This is a genomic window from Microvirga yunnanensis (genome assembly GCF_025460875.1).
Map to the genome: position 1 here is coordinate 114,661 of NZ_JAMXFI010000004.1, position 15,715 is coordinate 130,375.

Annotated in this window: 13 protein-coding genes; 8 read left to right on the top strand and 5 right to left on the bottom strand. The window is 64.9% G+C overall.

The annotated features are described in order from the left end of the window. Window positions 1-136 precede the first annotated feature (136 nt). The 4 genes from NF876_RS03560 (at window position 137) to NF876_RS03575 (ending at window position 4,583) form a co-directional block, all read left to right on the top strand. A complete protein-coding gene (locus NF876_RS03560; protein ID WP_262267470.1) occupies window positions 137-2,524 on the top strand; it encodes a heavy metal translocating P-type ATPase in 2,388 nt (795 codons plus the stop codon). 174 nt (window positions 2,525-2,698) lie between these two features. Next, window positions 2,699-3,172 (top strand): hypothetical protein, encoded by a 474-nt coding sequence (locus NF876_RS03565; RefSeq protein WP_373696617.1) that lies wholly within the window; start codon window positions 2,699-2,701, stop codon window positions 3,170-3,172. 134 nt (window positions 3,173-3,306) lie between these two features. Further along, window positions 3,307-3,549, top strand: a complete 243-nt coding sequence (locus tag NF876_RS43390; protein WP_262267472.1) for a DUF2933 domain-containing protein — start codon at window positions 3,307-3,309, stop codon at window positions 3,547-3,549. Between the two features lie 317 nt (window positions 3,550-3,866). Further along, the gene (locus NF876_RS03575; RefSeq protein WP_262267473.1) at window positions 3,867-4,583 is read left to right on the top strand and encodes a Spy/CpxP family protein refolding chaperone; all 717 of its coding nucleotides are present in this window, start codon (window positions 3,867-3,869) and stop codon (window positions 4,581-4,583) included. Window positions 4,584-4,719: 136 nt separating this feature from the next. Here the strand turns inward: NF876_RS03575 and NF876_RS03580 are convergent, their stop codons facing one another. The 3 genes from NF876_RS03580 to NF876_RS03590 all read right to left on the bottom strand — a co-directional run bounded on the left by NF876_RS03580 (window position 4,720) and on the right by NF876_RS03590 (window position 7,315). Beyond that, window positions 4,720-5,241, bottom strand: coding sequence for a DUF305 domain-containing protein (locus NF876_RS03580; RefSeq protein WP_262267474.1), 522 nt, complete (start codon window positions 5,239-5,241; stop codon window positions 4,720-4,722). Between the two features lie 80 nt (window positions 5,242-5,321). After that, on the bottom strand, window positions 5,322-6,842 hold the full coding sequence (locus NF876_RS03585; RefSeq protein WP_262267475.1) for a calcium-binding protein: 1,521 nt from the start codon (window positions 6,840-6,842) through the stop codon (window positions 5,322-5,324). Between the two features lie 140 nt (window positions 6,843-6,982). Next, entirely contained in the window at window positions 6,983-7,315 is a 333-nt protein-coding gene (locus tag NF876_RS03590) for a four-helix bundle copper-binding protein (protein ID WP_262267476.1), read from the bottom strand. A gap of 703 nt (window positions 7,316-8,018) precedes the next feature. Here NF876_RS03590 and NF876_RS03595 point away from each other — a divergent pair. The 3 genes from NF876_RS03595 to NF876_RS03605 all read left to right on the top strand — a co-directional run bounded on the left by NF876_RS03595 (window position 8,019) and on the right by NF876_RS03605 (window position 10,749). Next, window positions 8,019-8,276 carry a heavy-metal-associated domain-containing protein gene (locus NF876_RS03595; RefSeq protein WP_262267477.1) on the top strand — a complete coding sequence of 86 codons (258 nt, stop codon included), beginning with the start codon at window positions 8,019-8,021 and terminating at the stop codon, window positions 8,274-8,276. Window positions 8,277-8,286: 10 nt separating this feature from the next. After that, window positions 8,287-8,760: a DUF411 domain-containing protein gene (locus tag NF876_RS03600; RefSeq protein WP_262267478.1), complete on the top strand. Its 474-nt coding sequence runs from the start codon at window positions 8,287-8,289 to the stop codon at window positions 8,758-8,760. Between the two features lie 492 nt (window positions 8,761-9,252). Next, window positions 9,253-10,749, top strand: coding sequence for a multicopper oxidase family protein (locus NF876_RS03605; protein WP_262267514.1), 1,497 nt, complete (start codon window positions 9,253-9,255; stop codon window positions 10,747-10,749). A 63-nt stretch (window positions 10,750-10,812) separates the two neighbouring features. Here the strand turns inward: NF876_RS03605 and NF876_RS03610 are convergent, their stop codons facing one another. After that, on the bottom strand, window positions 10,813-12,126 hold the full coding sequence (locus tag NF876_RS03610; protein WP_262267479.1) for a type II restriction enzyme NmeDI-related protein: 1,314 nt from the start codon (window positions 12,124-12,126) through the stop codon (window positions 10,813-10,815). Window positions 12,127-14,264: 2,138 nt separating this feature from the next. Here NF876_RS03610 and NF876_RS03615 point away from each other — a divergent pair. Beyond that, window positions 14,265-14,951 (top strand): lytic transglycosylase domain-containing protein, encoded by a 687-nt coding sequence (locus tag NF876_RS03615; protein ID WP_262267480.1) that lies wholly within the window; start codon window positions 14,265-14,267, stop codon window positions 14,949-14,951. A 166-nt stretch (window positions 14,952-15,117) separates the two neighbouring features. Here NF876_RS03615 and NF876_RS03620 read toward each other — a convergent pair whose 3' ends face one another. Beyond that, window positions 15,118-15,462 carry a hypothetical protein gene (locus NF876_RS03620; RefSeq protein ID WP_262267481.1) on the bottom strand — a complete coding sequence of 115 codons (345 nt, stop codon included), beginning with the start codon at window positions 15,460-15,462 and terminating at the stop codon, window positions 15,118-15,120. Between the last annotated feature and the right edge of the window lie 253 nt (window positions 15,463-15,715).

Below are 15,715 nucleotides of genomic sequence, written 5' to 3' on the forward strand. Positions count from 1 at the left end.
AGGCGTTTCGCCATCGCTGGCGCGGTTCAGGCGACGGACCGCGCCATCCGTCCGGCGCCAGCCAAGCTGGCTTGACCTTCCCACGGTGGCAAGCTCCAGACTTCCCGCCGCAGAGAGATTGGACCAGAGAACGTTCATGAACGACACCCAAGCCACCAAGGACCATGGCCACGCCCATCACGGGCACGGCCATCATGAGGGCCATCACCACCACGGGCCTGCGGCAGATGCCGATAAGGTAAAGGATCCGGTCTGCGGGATGATGGTGGATCCGCATGCGACCAAGCACCGGGCCCAGTACGAAGGCAAGCCGTATTACTTCTGCTCGTCCGGCTGCCAGTCGAAGTTCATGACAGACCCTGCCAAGTATGCCGCGCAGCAACCTGAGCTGAAGGCGGAAGCCGTTCCCGAAGGCACGATCTACACCTGTCCGATGCATCCGCAGATCCGGCAGGTCGGCCCGGGCTCCTGTCCGATCTGCGGCATGGCGCTCGAGCCCGTCCTGGCCACCGCCGAGACCGGCCCGAGCCACGAGCTCGTCGACATGACGCGCCGGTTCTGGATCGGCCTCGTTCTGTCCGTGCCGGTGGTCGCGCTGGAGATGGGCGGCCACCTGACGGGCCTCAGCCACTACCTCAGCCAGCAGTCCTCGAACTGGATCCAGATGCTCCTCGGAACTCCGGTTGTGCTGTGGGCGGGCTGGCCGTTCTTCGTGCGGGGTTGGCAGTCCGTCGTGACCCGCAACCTCAACATGTTCACCCTGATCGCCATGGGCACCGGGGTGGCCTGGATCTACAGCATGGTCGCGACGCTAGCCCCCGGGGTGTTCCCGGAGGCCTTCCGCGGCCATGAAGGCGCCGTTGCAGTCTATTTCGAAGCGGCGTCCGTCATCACCGTCCTCGTTCTGCTGGGACAGGTGCTCGAACTCCGGGCCCGCGAGACCACGAGCGGCGCCATCCGCGCCCTGCTTGACCTGGCCCCCAAGACAGCACGCAAGATCCTGCCCGACGGCACCGAGCAGGAGGTCCAACTCGATACCGTGCAGGCAGGCGATCGCCTGCGGGTGCGCCCGGGCGAGAAGGTGCCGGTCGACGGTGTGGTCGTCGAAGGACGTAGCGCGGTCGACGAGTCGATGGTCACCGGCGAGTCGATGCCGGTCACCAAAGAGGTCGGGGCCAAGGCGATCGGCGGCACCATGAACCAGTCGGGTGGACTGGTGATCGAGGCGCAGAAGGTCGGGCGCGACACGATGCTGTCGCAGATCGTCCAACTTGTGGCCGAAGCCCAGCGCAGCCGCGCCCCGATCCAGCGCCTGGCCGACCAGGTCTCCGGCTACTTCGTGCCGGCCGTGATCGGGGTGGCGGTGCTCGCCTTCGCCGCCTGGATGATCTGGGGTCCTGAGCCTCAATTCTCCTACGGCCTCGTCGCGGCCGTGGCGGTGCTGATCATCGCGTGTCCCTGTGCTCTTGGCCTCGCCACCCCCATGTCGATCATGGTGGGTGTCGGCCGTGGCGCCGGAGCCGGCGTGCTGATCAAGAATGCCGAGGCCTTGGAGCATATGGAAAAGGTCGACACCCTGGTGGTCGACAAGACCGGGACGCTCACCGAGGGCAAGCCGGCCGTGACGGCCATCGTGCCTGCCCCTGGCTTCACCGAAGCCGAGGTCCTGCGCCTGTCGGCCAGCGTGGAGCGGGCGAGCGAGCACCCGCTGGCCGTGGCGATCGTCGCCGCCGCCGAGAAACAGGGCATCGCCACCGCTTCGGCCACCGACTTCGACTCGCCGACCGGCAAAGGGGCGCTGGGGACGGTCGAAGGGCACCGCATCGTTCTCGGCAACACGGCCTTCCTGGCCGAGCACGGCGTCGATGTCGCTCCGCTGGCGGAGCAGGCCGACAGGCTGCGCGAGGACGGCGCGACCGCGATCTTCGCCGGAATAGATGGCAAGGTGGCGGGCGCCATCGCCATCGCCGACCCGGTGAAGGCATCGACGCCCGAAGCGCTCGCCGGCCTCAAGGCGGAGGGCGTGCGTGTTGTGATGCTGACCGGCGACAACTGGACGACTGCGAAGGCGGTCGCCAAACGGCTTGGGATCGATGAGGTCGAGGCCGAGGTCCTGCCGGACCAGAAGAGCGCCGTGGTCAACAAGTTTAAGGGCGCGGGCCGGGTCGTCGCTATGGCCGGCGACGGCGTGAACGATGCCCCGGCGCTGGCGGCGGCGGATGTCGGCATCGCGATGGGCACGGGCACCGACGTGGCGATGGAGAGCGCAGGCGTGACCCTGCTGAAGGGCGACCTGACCGGGATCGTGCGGGCGCGGCGGTTGTCGCGGGCCACCATGCGCAACATCCGCCAGAACCTGTTCTTCGCCTTCATCTACAACGCGCTTGGGGTGCCGGTCGCGGCAGGGGTGCTGTATCCGATCTTCGGCATCCTGCTGTCGCCGATCATCGCGGCGGCCGCCATGGCGCTGTCCTCGGTCAGCGTGATCGGCAACGCCATCCGCCTGCGGACGGTGCGGCTGTGACGGCCTGACCGGACGGAGCCTAGGGAAGGTTCCGATAACCTCGACACGTGGGAGGCGGGCGGCGCCCGCGTGGCGACGAGTTGAAGAATGTGGTAGCTTTGCAGAGTGGGACACACGCCTTTCTGCGGAGGGCAGGCCGTGACACCCTCGATGCACCCGTCGGCACCGCACTCGTTGCCGATCTTCATCTCGTCGCCCGGTGGCACAGATTATCTCATGGTCGGGATGGCGATCCTCCTGGTCGCATTCGTGCTCGCGATCGGTCTCCTCTACCTAAGGCTGCACCACCTCCCCGATCACATTGCTCATAAGTCCCAGAAGGTTCAGTACGAGATCGTGGCCGTACTGGGCTTGCTCGCCATGTTCACCCACATCCATGCCTTCTGGATTGCAGGGCTGTTGCTGGCGCTGATCGACCTCCCGGACTTCAGCACCCCGTTGGGGCGCATTTCCGGTGCACTCGAGAAGTTGGCCGCCGATCGCCGCCGAGGAGCGGGAAGTGGCGTGGACGGAGAGCGGCCGGAAGCATCAGGGATGATTTTCCTCTCTCGGTCTCCTGCCCCGTCAGGCCGTGACAGAGAGCGATTCACCGCCGCCTCCGGGGCGAGCAATCAGAGCCCGGTCGACGAGATGACGCAGCCGCGCTGAATGGCGCTCGGCACGCCATCGCTGCGGCCAGAATGCCCCGTCACCCGTCAGCATGATCGATGTTTGAGCGAGATCAAGGCCGGTGGTCCGCAGAAGGTTTAGAGTTGCCCCTATCCTGATCGGGAGGCCGAGCCATGAATACCCCCAACGCTACGCCGAACCATTCGTTGCCACCGCCGAGGAACTGGCGGACCACTTTGGTCGGCACACCCCTGGGCTGGGCTGTGACGCTCGTCCTGGCGGCCCTCGGCATCTACCTGTTCGCGACTCACACGGGCCATATCTTATCTGCCCTGCCCTTCTTGCTGCTGCTGGCCTGTCCGCTGATGCACCTGTTCATGCATGGAGGCCATGGCCATCACGGAAAGCGCGAGTGATCATCGCCGGACCTGCTCGCACGCGGCTGGCCGAGTTCACGTCAGGCGTCGACGCGGTTGTCCTCGGCTTGTGAATCGGTGCGGCGCTTCACGCCCGGGGTATGTACGACGAACATCGTCTGGAGCGCCAAGTCGACATCCGGCCCCCTGGTGGAAGCCCGTGGCCGACCGGATCTGCTGGGGCTCCCGACCCTACTCGCGGTCGGTTTCCTTGCCAGCTTGGAGGGCAGATCTGATCAGCTCCATCCCGTTTGAAGCGGATAGCGGTCGCCCATTCGTCAGTCTCGGCCAACCGAGGCCACAGAGGAGAGCCTGCCATGAAGACCTCCATTTTCGCCGCCGCTCTGATCACCCTCGCGGGCCCCGTCCTGGCCCAAGCGCCGGTCGACCACCAGCAGCACCACCCAGGCGGTACCGCTACGTCGCAAGCCCAATCCACGGCCCCTGCACCGTCTCCGGCGCCCCCCTCCCAATCCAGCATGCCGATGCCCATGGACCAGATGATGCAGGGCCGCATGACACAAGGCCAAGGAATGCAAGGGGGCATGATGGGTGGTCCCGGCCGGGGCATGATGGGCCGGCTCACGCCTGAGGACATGAGCGCGTTCGCGGACGCTCACATCGCCGCAATCCATGCTGGGCTGAAGCTGTCAGCCGAGCAGGAAAAGCTGTGGCCACCGGTGGAGGACGCCATGCGCAATCTCGCCCGCGTGCATCACTCGCACATGCAGGCGATTGGCCAAACCCGGCGGATGACGGCGACTGATCCGGTCGGCCTGCTCCGCACCATGGCCGACCGGATGAGCCAGGGAGCGGAGGCGATGCGGAAGCTCGCTGACGCCGCAGCCCCACTCTATGCGACCCTCGATGAGGGCCAGAAGCGGCGGCTTCAGGTTCTCGTCCGCACAGGATCGCCGGGAATGATGGGTGGCCTGAGGGGGATGATGGGTCCTGGCATGATGGGCTCTGGCGGAGCCATGATGCGCGACAATGCTGATGACGATGACGATGACAACGGCCAGGACAACCGCTAGGGCGGCGTCGCCGCCTTAGCGGGAAAGCCGCGACCGTTGCCACTCAAGCGGATCGCACCAGCGACATGATGCTTTTGAGTGAGGTGCGGTCGCCCCTGGCCTGAAAGAGCCCCCGTCGTGACGGGGGCCAGTGGCTTTACTGGTTGCCTTCCTTCTTCGCGTTCTTGGACAGCCATTCCTTCATCTCGGCGATCTCCTGGCCCTGCTCCTTCTTCGTCTTCTCGGCCATCTTCTTGGCCTCGGCGTTGTCGCCCGTCTTGAGGACGACGTCAGCCATGTCGATGGCGCCCTGGTGGTGGGCGATCATCCCGCAGATGAAGGCGACGTCGGAGTCCTTGATCATGTGGGCGGCCATCATCGGGCCGTGCATCTTCATCATGGCCTGCATGTAGCCCTTCTGGGCCTCGTTCATGCTGGCCATCATGCCCTGCATGCTCTGCATCATGCCGGACATGTCCATGCCCGGCATGTTCTGCATGTTCTGCGTCTGCCCGCTGGCCTGCACCGCAGTCCGACACTCCTCCGGCAGGCTCTCGGCCGACATGGTCATCTGGCCGCCCGAGGGATGCTGCATCTGGGTCTGCTGGGGGGTCTGTTGGGCCAGGGCCGGGGCAGCCAGGGCCAGCATGCCGGCCGTGATAAGGGTCAGTGCTTTCATCTCTATCTCCTTGCAGTTCGTGGATTGGACAAGGGCGGCAACAGGGCCGCCCTTGAGGAACGATCCTCACCGGTCGAAGGTCACACGATGGTCTCGGGGAAGATGTAGTAGGATCCGACGGTGCTGATGCCGTCGACGAAGCCAGGCTCGTCGATGAACATGAAGTCGCTCTGGCGCAGATCGGCTTTGGCGACGCCCTGAAGCAGCACTGATCCCTCCGTCGTGGGATCCGCGTCGGTGTTCCAGCTGACAAGAGCCCCCCGCGTCGTGTCAGTGACTGTCACTTGGTCGGGACGGATGTCGCGCAGGGCGATGTGGTCGAAGGCACCCTGGGCCAATCCAGTCGCCTCAAAGTCGCGCACAACATCGTTGCCGCTGGTCGGAGAGACGATGAAGGCATCCGCCCCTGTTCCTCCCACGATGGTGTCGTTGCCTTCCTCGCCCTCGATCATGTCATGGCCGGCACCGGCGTCGAGGTAGTCGTTGCCTTTGCCACCCATCAGCTCGTCGGCCTGATCGCCGCCGTAGAGCCGGTCACGGCCTGCTCCACCATCGAGGCGATCCGCGCCGGCATCGCCATAAAGGTGGTCGTTGCCACCGTCGCCCTGCAGGATGTCCTCGCCGCCGCCGCCGTGGAGACGGTCGTTGCCGCCGCGGCCAAAGACGTGGTCCCAGTCGTCGCCTCCGCGGAAGGCGTCCCGATTCGCGCCGCCAACCTCAACGTTGTACTTGGCGAAGTCAAAGCTTACGTCGCGGTTATGCCGCAGCAGGAAGTCGGAAAAGACGTCGCAAGATTCCTGACGGGCGGTCGTCGTTGACGAACCGATATCCGGCCCCGGCTCGCTTGGTGTTGCACGCTCTGCGGTCGGACCGCTCGGGGCGCGGGTGCCGGGCGGCAGGTCGGGCTCCATGGCGAACATGAAGTCGTCCTGCGCCAGCTGGCTCCGGGCGACCCCTTCGAGCAGGACCGAGCCGCCGTTCCAGCTCACCAAGGCACCGCCGGCCGTGTCGGTGATCGTCAGGTCCTCCCAAGTCAGGTCCCGAAGCGCAAGGTGATCGAACATTCCGGGACCGGCCGTGAAGTCCCGGATGACATCGTTGCCGCTCTCGGGATCCACCGCGAAGGCGTCCGGACCCTGGCCGCCGACCAAGGTATCGTTGCCCGGCCCGCCTTCGAGCATGCCATGGCCGATCCCTTCATCGAGGAAATCATCGCCCTCATGCCCCATGAGGCTGTCGGCCTGATCCCCGCCGTAGAGACGGTCCGCATCCGCTCCGGCATCGAGCTTGTCCCGACCCGCGCCGCCGACGAGGAGATCGGGTCCCGCATCGCCGTAGAGAATGTCATCCTCGTTGCCGCCGGCGACCTGATCGGCACCGCCGCGGCCCCATAGGTAATCTCTGGCAGCATCACCACGGAGCGTGTCCGGATCGGAACCGCCGATGGCAACCTGATAGCGGTGCTCGCCGGCGCTGAAGTCGAAGTCCAGCCCCCCAAAGCGACTGAGGTAGAAGTCGGCAACGGCGTCGCCGGCCTGGCCGCCATGGCCCTGCCACACCTGTGGGAGCCATGAATAAAGGCTGTAATTGTGCTGTGACATTTGGTTATTCCATTGCTTCTATCGGGTGCCCGACGGTTGTGGGCGGTGCCGTCAGAACCGCGCCAGACCTGTTCAAGCCACCCCTGTGAGAGGCGGGCATGAGGGTTCGCTCCGGGCCCGCGGCGGAAAGGATTGCTGGCTCAGGCTGCCATCCTGCGGCAGCTCTCGGCACAGCGGCGGCATTCGTCGACGCACTCCTGCATGTCGCCGACCTGCTCGCAGGACTTGGCGCACTCCTCGCAGATCTCGGCGCACTCGCGGCAGGTGTGCTTGTGGTGGGGCGTGCCGATCAGCATGAAGTGAGCCGACGTCCGGCAGATCTCGGCGCACGCCATCATGAGGCGAAAGTGATCCGGCTCAACGTGCTTGCCACCCTGCTCCAGGCAGTGGCTCATCGCCATGCCGAGGCAGGTCTGATAACAGCGCAGGCATTCGTCGATACAGGATTGCATCTCAGAGGACATCTTGTGCATGTCCGTCTCCAATACCGGTTGGGGTGTCCGCAGGTACGGCGGCAAGGTGGCGGGGACACCGGTCGCTTACCAAGCCGCTCGGGAAAGGGTCCGGCTGCGCCAGCCTTCGAAGTGGCGGCTGGGCGAGCACGGGCAGGTGCTCACGCCGCTGGCGCAGGTGTCAGACGAGATTCCAGGACTCCTTAGGCGGGCGATCGGGACCGGATGGGCTCTCCGGCACAGGCATTGGATCGCCGGCCACGCGCGGGGGAACCGAGAGGGGAAATTCCTGCATCGGTTCGGTCGGAAGGGGAAGGACGGCCATCGTGCAGGCGGGATGGCAACATTTCTGGGCCGCCGTCTGGGTTTTGCTTGGGGCGGGGTGCTTATGATCAGCTTGGCCGTGTGCCCCGTGCTTGTGGTCGACTTGCGCGGCGTGTACCTGCGCAGCGGGAGCATGGCTGGCCGCCAAGGCTACGCCATGCCACGTCGTGCTCGCGAGGCCAAAGGCGACCATCGCAACCAGCAAGCGGCTGAGCATGAGGCGGAGCAGACGAGCCACGGCATCCTTCCGTTAGGGATCAAAGCCCCAACGACTGCCCTTGGCATCTGTTCCCCTCATGGCCCAATGCCAAGGCACCCCGGAATAAAAAGTCGCTTGACCTTACCATCGTGGGAAGGTGCAGGGTGCTCGTATCATCCTTTTGAAACGGAGATGTGAACCATGTGCGGATGCAGCACCCACCAGTCCCAGCCTACTCAGACTATCGAACGTGATCCGGCCGCCCTGACCCTGCGGGTCGAGGACATGACCTGCGGCCACTGCGCCGGCACGATCAAGACGGCCATCGAGACGGGCCTTCCCGGCACGAGCGTCGACGCCGATCCGGCCTCCAAGCTTGTCTCGATCCGCGGCAGCACCGATTTGAGTTCCATCAAGGCCCTCGTGACCGAGGCCGGCTACACTCCGACCGCAGCCTAAGGAGACCCTCATGCTCGACCGCCGCCGCTTCCTGACCGTCCTCGGAGCCTCGGGTACTACCCTCGCAGCCGGACGGGCCTTCGCACAGGCTGCCCTGCCGAAGGTCGTCGTCACCAAGGATCCGAACTGCGGCTGCTGCGGCGGCTGGGTCGAGCACATGAAGGCCGCCGGCTTCCCGGTCGAGGTCGTCACCACGCCCCAGGTGAACTGGGTCAAGGTTCGCCTGGGCGTGCCGGACGCCCTCGCCTCCTGCCACACGGCCGAGGTTGGCGGCTACGTTATCGAGGGCCACGTGCCGGCGGACGCGGTCAAGCGCCTGCTGGCCGAGAAGCCGCAGGCCAAGGGACTGGCCGTGCCCGGCATGCCGGTCGGTTCGCCGGGCATGGAGGTCAAGGGGGTCGAGAACGACACCTATGAGGTGGTCCTTTTCGGACCCTCCGGTCAGACCACCTTTGCTCGCTACCAAGGTGTGAGCCCGGTCTGATCCCTCGTGCCGGTTCGCCAGGAGCCGCTCGGGATGGAGCAGGGCTTGACCTGCATCAAGGCCCTTGAGCCGAACCCATGTGAGCCTGAGCCATCGTTGGAGTGTTCCTAGTGGCGGCGCTGTTGCAAGCCTTTGTGTTGGCGGTTGGTTTCCTGATGGTCGTGGTCGGCCCTGCGGCGGCCGAGCCGTGCCACCATACTCCCCCGTTCGCGATCACAATCAGTGATCCCAGTGTCCACGACGCGGCCAATCATGCGCCCGCCGCGGCATGCCCCTCGGGCATGGCGGGGTGCTGGAGTCATTGCCAGCAGATCACGTCAATCGCCTTCAGCCCCGCCCCTGCGGCCGCCGTGCCCCGTCCCCCCTTCATCCGCGACATCACAGGCCGTGCTCAGGACGGCCCGACGCGCCATCTTCCGCCGCCCAAGCTCCTCTCCTGATCGCCATCACCCTCAATCCCTGTGCGAACGGAGAAGACAGATGTCCCTGCACATGAACCGCCGTAGCTTCCTTTCGATGACTGCTTTCGCCTCCCTGGCGGCCACCCCGGTCGGCCGTGCCCTGGCCCAGACGCCGGGCGCCCCCTCCGCCATCACGCCGCTTCGGGTTGTGAAGCGCACCATCGAGGTCAACCGCCGGACTGCCAGCGTGTATGGCCTCGTCGGCCCCGATGGCAATCCTGGCCTGACCTTCACTGAAGGCGACGAGTTCCGCGTCCGGCTCGTGAACGAGTCCGGTGAGCCCACCACGGTGCATTGGCATGGCCTGACTCCGCCCTGGGCCGCAGACGGCGTGGCCGACGCGCCTCTGCCGCTGATCGGGGCCGGCGAAACCCGGGAGTACGGCTTCCCGGTGGGTCCGTCCGGAACCCACTGGATGCATGCCCATACTCTGCAGGAGCAGGCCCTGCTCGCGGCGCCCCTGATCGTGCGCGATCGCCGGCCAGCGGACGAGCAGGAGGTCGTCGTCCTGCTGCATGACTTCTCTTTCACACCCGCCGAGGAGGTGCTTGCACGGCTCAAGCGGGGATCCGGCCACGGCATGGACCACGGTGCCATGAGCCCCATGCCCGCCATGTCGGGGCACGCTGGGCATGGGGCGACGGCCCAAGGTGCTTTCGCGGCCCTGAAGTCCATGGGGCCGGTATCCGGCCACGCCGGCCACGGGGCACCAGCCATGGCGATGGATGTGAACGATATCGAGTATGACGCCTATCTCGCCAACGACCGCACCCTCGATGACCCGGAGGTCGTGCGGGTCGAAAGGGGCGGGCGCGTACGGGTGCGGATCATCAACGGCGCCACCGCGACCGGTTTCAGCATCGACACCGGACGCGTCGAGGCGCGGCTCGTGGCCGTCGACGGGCAGCCTGTCGTCCCGGTTCCTGGCCGCCTTTTCCCCGTGACCATGGGCCAGAGGATCGATCTCGTTCTCGAGATGCCGGCGGAGGAACAAGCCGTGCCGGTCCTGGCACTCCGGGAAGGCGCTTCAGAACGGACCGGAATTGTTCTTGCAACCGTGGGCGCACGGGTCGGGAAGCTTGCCGCCGTCGGCGACCGCAAGGGGCCTGTCCTGGATCTCGGCCTCGAACGGCAGCTTCGCGCGGTCACGCCCTTGAGCGTCCGCGCCGCTGACCGCACGATCAACACTGAGCTTCAGGGTACCATGAACGGCTATGCCTGGAGCCAGACCGGCTTCGACAAGCCCGTGCAGGTCCGCAAGGGCGAGCGGGTCGCAATCACCATGCAGAACACGAGCATGATGGCGCATCCGATGCATCTTCATGGGCACCGCTTCCAGGTCATCGGCATCGATGGGGCCCAACTGACGGGAGCAGTCAGGGACACGGTCCTAGTTCCGCCGGGCAGCTCGGTGACGGTCGCATTCGATGCCGACAACGCCGGAACCTTCGCGTTCCATTGCCACCATCTCTACCACATGGCGGCGGGCATGATGGGCTTCATCACCTATGATGGCGTTGCCGGATGAGCAATGGGAGATCGGGCGGCCGGGGTTCATTCCGAACCCGGGCTGCCCGCTCCAATGCTGATCTCAATCGGTGCCCGTCCGGGCCAAGCCGGATCCCTGCCGTAGTGGGCGGGCGATTGCCAGGACGCCCTTGAGGCCGCTGCCGAAGCGGGCGATGGCCTCGCGATGGGAGCGGAGCTCGCTGTACGGCAGATAGCGCAGGTCCAGCTCGCCGACCCGGGAGAAGGCTGGCCGTGCGAACTGCGCCCGGACATCGGCCTCGCGGTCATCCGGCGCCACCAGGAAGAAGTTGCGGGCGGTTGCGCCCTCAGTGCCGAGCGCCAGGTCGAGCATTCGCACGATGCCGGAATAGATGCTCGTCGTGTGCTCGACCTCGAAGGCTGCCGCGACGGCGTTGGTGGACGCGTCCACCCAGAGCACGTCGATGAGGCGGACCGCGTCCGCAGCAGGGCCTTTCTCCAAGATGTCAGGCAGACGGCCCAAACATCCATCGCCGAGCCGGCCAGAGCCATAGGGGCGACCGCTGTCGTTGGCCGCGATCCAGACGTCGTATCCAAGCGACCGGCCGAGGTCCCGCAACCAACCTTGGATTTCGGTGTGGGTATGGTCGGCCTCACGGGCCGCCTGCGCCGCCTTGGTGGCGGCGGCCGACTCCGCTCTGACCTGCTCGAGATCCTGGTGCCAGCGCTCAAGCGAGCCGGCACCCTCCCGGTCTGGAAGCGGGTAGCGGCCAGACCCGACATCGAACAGGAACGCCGTAACGGCGCCGAGGTCATTCGACAGCAGCGCACGGTGGGTGGCGTTGAGCTCCAGGATACCCTTGCGCATAGCGAGGTATTCGTCCCAGCGCCCGAGCTTGACGTTGGCGCCCGTGAGTGCGTTGTAGCCCTTCACGATGGCTGTGTTGAACGGCGGCGCAAACGTCGGGTGCAGGAAGTACAGCAGGTTCGCCGCCGCTGGACCGAGCCCTTTGATTTTCTTCGCATCGAGCGCATGGATGGCGCTCACGACCTGGGCCTCGGCGTTGCAGCAGAGGCAGACGTCGAGGAAGTGCCCGAAGGCGAGCTGGTTGTCGCGGTTCTCGTAAATGTCAGGGATGCGCAGCTTCGGCTTCCACATGAAGGCGTGGTCGGCCCCCTTGAACACCTGCCGCTGCTCCGCAATCGAGTCGAGCACTGTCTCCAGGGACGAGCCCCGGTAGGCGTTGCCGAAACGGTCGGTGCGGATCTCCTCGATCACGGCTTGGATGCCGCGCCGGATCGAGCGAAAATTCTTAATCCGCTCCTCCCAAAGAAACCATGTGCGGTAGGTTCCGCCCGGATCATCGCGCCAATACCGGATGAGATCGCCTGTCCACTCCTGCCTTTGCTCCACCACCTGCATATCCTCACTCTGGCCACGCGGCACCGACCAGCGCCCCAACATCGAAGCCCGAATCCCGCCCCTCAACCATTATGAATAAAGGCCTTTCTGGTGAAGTCCTACCTCGGTCGCAGGGACGCCCTCCACCGCACGGATGCGCAAGCGGTGAGGCTCGAGAAGCCTCTTGTCACGCCGCCGACCACCGTGAGCTGGACCGTCTGCGCTTGCCCGCTTCGTGGTCTGCGCCAAGGGTGGACTGGGGTTTCCACCTGCGTTCGACAGCGGGTTTGTTGTCAGTTCCGTCTCACCAGCCGCTGACTGAAAAGCCTCAGGAGAAAGGACGGGTTTGTCCCTGGCAGCCCAGTTGGCTCGCCAGACATCCATGACGTCGCGCGCTTCGGTCCGTTCGGTCAGTCGGCCTTTACGCGGTACCAGGGGAGTCAGGCGCTCTGACACTGGCTTCCGAATGCAGGCTTCAACCTGGCTCCTCCGATGGAGGCCGCCGAGGTTGATCTATTCTGGAGCGATGCCTGAGCTTCCATGGTCTGTTTCCGGTCGCCGCACCAAGTGATTGCTCATGGTTCAAGGCTCTTGCGGTGGTGCTCGGATCTCCTATGGTAGAGGCGACCCACAAGAGGAGCAGTTCAGTGGACCCTGTGTGGACCCACGTCCGTCGGTTCGTCGCAAGCCTCATGCTTGCGGCCATGACGGCGTTCGTGTTGCACAGCGGGGCTATGGCTGGTCTGGATCATCACCCGGATCGCAGTGAGATTTCTCAGATTGAAGTGTCGCATGACTGCCATCCGGATGATTTTGCCTGTGGCCACACCTCTCACTGCAGCAGCGTCTGCGCACAGTGCTTGCCCGCCGTCGGGACTGAGCCCGGCGATGTCCTACCTGAAGCGATCAAGTTAGTCCTCGTCAGCCAGCATGGCTCCGGGATTAAGCCGATGAGCCTTAAGCGGCCGCCACGAACGCTCGAGTCCATTTGAACATGCGTTTGGCCCACGCCAAGTGCTGCGAGGTCGCGCTTGTGATCTGCGGTTCCCGTGGTTGTGTCTTCGACCGCCATCCTGGCCACTGTCACTGAAGGTTCCGGGACTCCATGGCGCGGGAGCAATCCATGTGCCGCATCGTGCATGCGTCTCGATGAGGATCCGGTGCATGCAGCCTAACCGGTGATCAGCACGACTCGGAACCGCATTCGGTAGGCCCCGGGAACGTCAGACATCACGTCGGCCAACTCTCTAAAAAGCCGATTGAAGAAGCTGGGCATTTTCGGGCCTGACCGCAGCAGAGGTGCGGGCCGTTGGACCTTTGTCTTCCGTCCGGAGTGCAGCATTGGCAGATAAAACCGATAGTTCCCGACGACGAAAAGCCCCGGCCGGCTCCCGTGGTGCTGCTCGCAGACAAGCAGGCGTGCCCGGTCGCCAGGAAGTAGTAGACACCATAGACCCCGTTTTGGGCTCTCGGCCCCGGAGTAACCGAGCAAAGTCGCGAGGAGGGATCGAGGCCCAATCTTATATTGTCTTCGAGGCTCGGTTCGCGCGGGACCTGTTCTGTGCTGTCCGAAAGAGCAGCCCCATCCCGGACTTCCTGATTGGAGCAGGTTGGAGCTTCCGCGGTACGCTCAGTCGGCATTGGAGCAGTCTGGGAGGCTTCAAAGCGGTGGAAGCAAGAGCGGCCATCGAGCGGGAGGGATTTTACCTGTTCACGGCCTCTTTAGATGCGACGTGAGACCTGCAAGAATGCCATCATGCTGGATGTACTGATACAGACTTGCGACGACGCATGCTGTCGCAGACGAGTGGCACCAACGTGCGCTTGCGATGGGGCATGCGAGCACCCTACCCTGTCCTGTGCCGATCACCATTTCCGCTTTCCGAGCCGGTGTGTTCAGGCGCTGGCGTCAACGTTTCGGCGCAGGGATGTGGATGTTGGTCCCAGAGTACATTCGATGCGCTTCCCAATCGGAGGATGATGTGGGTCGACGACGACATGGATTCACCCCTTATGTTGCTGTCCTCGTGGCTGCCTGCGCGCAGCCTGCACTCGCGTCGCACCACCAGGACAATGAGAGCTCTGAGTCAGAACGAGTTGAGAGAACGATCCTGTCTCTGCCAAAGCCGCCTCCGATCGAAGGGCTCATCGGATTGGACCCCTACCGGCCCAAGGGACGCGGTTCCTACCTGCCCCTGATCGCGAAGGAGGCCGAGCGGCACGGATTACCGACGGCTGTCGCGGATGCCGTTGCCATGGTCGAAAGTGCCTACGATCCCTCCGCCGTTGGTGCGGTTGGAGAACTCGGGCTTATGCAGGTCCGTCCTGGCACCGCAGCCATGCTGGGATTTGCTGGCCCTCGGGAGGCCTTGACCGACGCTCAGGTTAACATCCGCTATGGTGTTGAGTACCTTGCCAAGGCCTGGCGCCTCACGGGGGGTGATCTATGCCGGACGCTCATGAAATACCGGGCAGGTCATGGAGAGGAGCGAATGACGCCCCGCTCGGTTGAGTATTGCCGGAGAGCCCGGGTTCATCTCGCCGCCATCGGTTCGCCCTTGGCAAATCAGGGGCCTGACGATCCTGCAGGGCTTGTCGCTCTACCGGTGCAGGTTGCCTCCGCCCAGTCCCTTCCACTGGAGCGCGAGCCTCGCTTGACGATCCAGGCGCAGCGCAACGCGGCTCTCCAGCGTGAGCTCATCCGACGTTTCATTATTTCGGTGGCCAACGTCGGCTCGCAAAGCAAAGCCGAGGTGCTCAACCGCGCAGGCAGGCTGTCCAAGGCCGCGGAGGCTGACCTCCGGGCGAAGCGGGCAGTTCCGTTGAAACGGAAGCCGTAGGTGCGGTGCACGCAACCGCCATGGCGCACTGGACACCCACTGAATGGGCTAGCGGCATGGCCGTAGCAGCGCTCGCGGCTCGTCACTGCAGGAAGCGCCGGATGCCGTAGCAGCCGCCGGCACTACCCTGACAAACATCGCCGGTTCTCAGGTTGGGCGTTCGCGGTCAAAGAGCCACATCGAACGATGACGGGCAGCCGTCAGCACCGCCGCTGGGAGTTGTGATGGCACGATCAGCTTTGCTGTTGGGTGCATAAATGCCCTTGAAACCCGACGCGGTATCGATCATGTGATCCGAGGCGGCTGTTCTGAGCGGCCCTGATGTGAAAGTGTTGGGTATGGCACTTTGGCTGACCCTGTCCCGGTTGCTGACGATCCTGGCGGTCGTCAGCCTTGTTGTCGTCGGCGGCTCGTCCGCCGCGTCGGCAGGAGCTGGGCCAATTGCGTCCGCCGTGACGGCAGCGGATGATATGTCCTGCTGCGACCAGCCGCCGCCCGACTGCAGCGACATGAAAGCCTGCCCCTTCGCGGTGCTTTGCATCGCCAAGTGCCCTCAGAGCATGCCGACGGCTGACTGGGTGGTGGCTCGCGCTGCGCTTGCCGTTGAGCTCGTTCCTTATTTCGCGCAATTTGGCGACAGCCTGCCCGCGCCGCCTCCGGATCATCCCCCCAAAGCCTAGTTCCTGCACCGGCCTCCGTGCCGGCTCGTGTCGCCGCGTGACCGTGCGTCACGGGGCTTGATCGCGCATTGATTGGCGTTCCTC